The organism is Flavobacteriales bacterium (genome assembly GCA_013001705.1).
Taxonomy (GTDB): domain Bacteria; phylum Bacteroidota; class Bacteroidia; order Flavobacteriales_D; family JABDKJ01; genus JABDLZ01.
Genome location: JABDLZ010000149.1, coordinates 1 through 3,245, shown reverse-complemented (window position 1 = coordinate 3,245; position 3,245 = coordinate 1). Strand labels below are relative to the sequence as shown.

General features: G+C 50.7%; 4 protein-coding genes. 3 read left to right on the top strand and 1 reads right to left on the bottom strand.

Annotated features, from left to right (window positions below; translation table 11 throughout):
- The 3 genes from HKN79_06210 to HKN79_06200 form a co-directional block, all read left to right on the top strand.
- A partial coding sequence (locus tag HKN79_06210) for a hypothetical protein (GenBank protein ID NNC83152.1) occupies positions 1–183 on the top strand: 183 nt, incomplete at its 5' end.
- 68 nt (positions 184–251) lie between these two features.
- On the top strand, positions 252–1,172 hold the full coding sequence (locus tag HKN79_06205) for an outer membrane beta-barrel protein (protein NNC83151.1): 921 nt from the start codon (positions 252–254) through the stop codon (positions 1,170–1,172).
- 106 nt (positions 1,173–1,278) lie between these two features.
- Complete coding sequence (locus HKN79_06200) at positions 1,279–2,820, top strand: acyl-CoA carboxylase subunit beta (protein ID NNC83150.1); 1,542 nt, start codon at positions 1,279–1,281, stop codon at positions 2,818–2,820.
- 69 nt (positions 2,821–2,889) lie between these two features.
- Here HKN79_06200 and HKN79_06195 read toward each other — a convergent pair.
- Positions 2,890–3,245 (bottom strand): aminotransferase class I/II-fold pyridoxal phosphate-dependent enzyme (locus HKN79_06195; protein NNC83149.1); only part of this gene is annotated, 356 nt, incomplete at its 5' end.

Sequence of the window (3,245 nt, the reverse complement as noted above, 5' to 3'; positions counted from 1 at the left end):
TCGTCCAACAGTAGGACCAAAGAATACACCTCTGTGCTGGACTTTATCGGAAGCTCCATCCGGGAGCGTATCGATGAGTCGGATGTACTGGCCTTGGACGATGTACGAACTGAGGATGACTACGTACAGACCACTTTGCGGATAGGAAGTTTCGAGATATCCAGAGGAAGAAGGACCCGCTGAATCGATCGATGTAACAATCAGACAGAACAGACCGTCACACGAACAGAACCACCTTAAGAAAGAATACCATGCGCACACTACTACTCAGTATCACTATCATCGCTCTGATGAGCAGTGTATCCCTACAGGCCCAGACCGAGCCTGACAGCACGGATCATGATCTGGAGACCATCGAACTCAAAGCGGGTAAAGAAGGGCTCAAGGTCAAAGTGCAGACCATGGACACACTGACCGGGGAGGTGAAGGACACCACCAAGATCAAGATGAAGAAGAGTACCATCATCATCGTCAATGAGGAGAATCCCGAGGTGAAGACCAAAGAGGATGATGATGAGTGGGTCGATCGGGACAGGAAGTATTCGCTGACCAACTGGGCCGGTATAGATATCGGTATCAATGGATTCCTAGATGCAGATGGGGAAGCCGACCTCAATGATTCCATCCCCTATCTCGCCACGAGCACCTTCGGTTCGCGGAGTTTCAGCATCAATTTCTGGGAGCAGAAATTCCGATTCATCAAGGACTATGTCGGTCTGACTACAGGAGCAGGATTGCAGGTCAATAGCTATCGCCTCAAGAATGACTACACCTTGGCCAATGTCAACGATTCTCTAGTAGCCTTCATGGACAGCTCCCTGAGTCTCAACAAGAATAAATTCAGAACGACCTGGATCAACGTGCCTCTATTATTGGAATTCAATACTTCTCTCAAGCGTGAGAAGAGTTTTCATCTGGCTGCTGGATTTGTGGGTGGATTTCATCTCGAATCCATGTACAAACAGAAGTACAAGCAGGATGGAGATTCCTTCAAGAACAGCACAAAGAACAATTTCAATGTGGAGCCCTTCCGCATGGAGGGTATGCTGCGGATCGGATATGGTTCGGTCAACCTCTTCACCACCATACAGCTGACCCAACTCTTCAAGGAGAACACGGGTCCAGAGATATATCCCTTCACGGTCGGCATCACCTTGCTCGACTTCGATTGAACACATAAGGATACAAGTCTGGTAGGGGTCCTTTTCCACATGGAGGGGGCCCTTTCCTCTTGGGGCTGATCAATCCCTATTTTTGGGCTCTTTGAAAAACACCGATATGGAGGAGCACATCAGGATTCTGAAGGAAAAAGAGGCCCAGGCCAAACTCGGAGGAGGAGAGAAACGCATCGAGGCCCAGCATGCCAAGAACAAGCTCACCGCCCGTGAGCGCATCCATATACTAATGGACGAAGGCAGTTTCGAGGAGATCGGCATGATGGTGACCCATCGCTCCCAGGATTTCGGTCTGGAAAACAAGGTCTTTCTCGGAGATGGGGTGGTCACCGGCTACGGGACCATCAACGGTCGGATCACCTACGTATTTGCCCAGGATTTCACCGTACTTGGAGGTTCTTTGGCAGAGGCCCATGCCCAGAAGATCTGCCGCATCATGGATCTGGCCATGCAGAACGGAGCTCCGGTGATCGGACTCAATGACTCAGGGGGTGCCCGCATCCAAGAGGGAGTCGTCTCCTTGGGTGGATATGCGGACATATTCTATCGCAACGTACAGGCCAGCGGGGTCATCCCCCAACTCTCGGCCATCATGGGACCCTGTGCCGGTGGGGCGGTCTATTCTCCTGCCTTGACCGATTTCATCATGATGGTGGAGAATAGCAGCTATATGTTCGTGACAGGACCCAATGTGGTCAAGACCGTCACACATGAAGAAGTGACCGCTGAAGAACTCGGGGGAGCGAGCACCCACAGTGCCAAATCGGGAGTTGCTCACTTTGCTTGCGAGAATGAAGTGGTGTGCTTGGAGAACCTCAAGGACCTACTCTCTTACATCCCTCAGAATTGCGAAGAAGATGCTCCGCGTGTTGACTATCAACCAAGCGATGAGTCCCGCCCTGCATTGGACAGCATCATCCCAGAGAGCAGCAATCAACCCTATGATATGCATGAGGTCATAAGCGCCTGTGTGGACGATGGGAAGTTCTTGGAAGTACACAAAGATTATGCACCCAATATCCTCTGTGGCTTTGCACGTATAGCCGGTCGCAGTATCGGGGTGGTGGCCAATCAACCGGCACACCTCGCAGGAGTCCTCGATGTGGATTCCGGTATCAAAGGAGCCCGTTTCGTGCGCTTCTGTGATGCCTTCAATATCCCTTTGGTCGTGTTCGAGGATGTACCTGGATTCCTCCCCGGTACCGATCAAGAGTGGAATGGGGTGATCAATCACGGAGCCAAATTGCTCTATGCCTTCAGTGAGGCCACAGTGCCGCGTATGACCGTGATCACCCGCAAAGCCTATGGCGGAGCTTATGATGTGATGAACTCGAAGCACATAGGAGCTGACATGAATTTTGCCTGGCCTACTGCTGAGATCGCAGTGATGGGGGCCAAAGGCGCTGCTGAGATAATCTTCAAAAAAGAGATCAAGGAAGCAGCCGATCCAGAAAGTAAATGGAAGGAGAAAGAGGCCGAGTATGCCGAGAAATTCGCCAATCCCTACAGAGCGGCATCCCGCGGCTATATAGATGAGGTCATCGAACCTGCTGAGACCCGGAGTAAACTGATCAAATCACTTGAGATGCTGGAGAACAAGGTGGTCAACCTACCTCGGAAGAAACATGGGAATATTCCCTTGTAGAGCTGATTCAAGATTCTTGATTCAAGAGTCAAGAGGACTGATTCAAGAGTCAAGAAGCCAGATCAGGTATCAGATCACCTCTAACTCTTCTCCTACCTCTTTGAAGGCCTGGATGGCCTTATCCAGATGATGCTTCTCATGTGCTGCAGATAGTTGCACTCGGATACGTGCTTTCTCCTTGGGCACCACCGGATAGAAGAATCCGATCACATAGATGCCCTTTTCCAATAGTTTGTCGGCCATGACCTGGCTTAATTTTGCATCGTAGAGCATGACCGGCACGATGGCCGAATCCCCTTGCACGATATCGAATCCCAGCTCACTCATCCCTTTCTTGAAATAATCGACATTCTCCATCAGTTTATCACGCAATGCGGTCGATTGAGAGAGGATCTCGAGCACTTTGATGCTTGCACCTACAATGC

Excerpts from the sequence above, each read along its gene's own strand:
- HKN79_06200 (NNC83150.1), top strand. The coding sequence starts at position 1,279 with ATGGAGGAGCACATCAGGATTCTGAAGGAAAAAGAGGCCCAGGCCAAA.
- HKN79_06205 (NNC83151.1), top strand. The coding sequence starts at position 252 with ATGCGCACACTACTACTCAGTATCACTATCATCGCTCTGATGAGCAGT.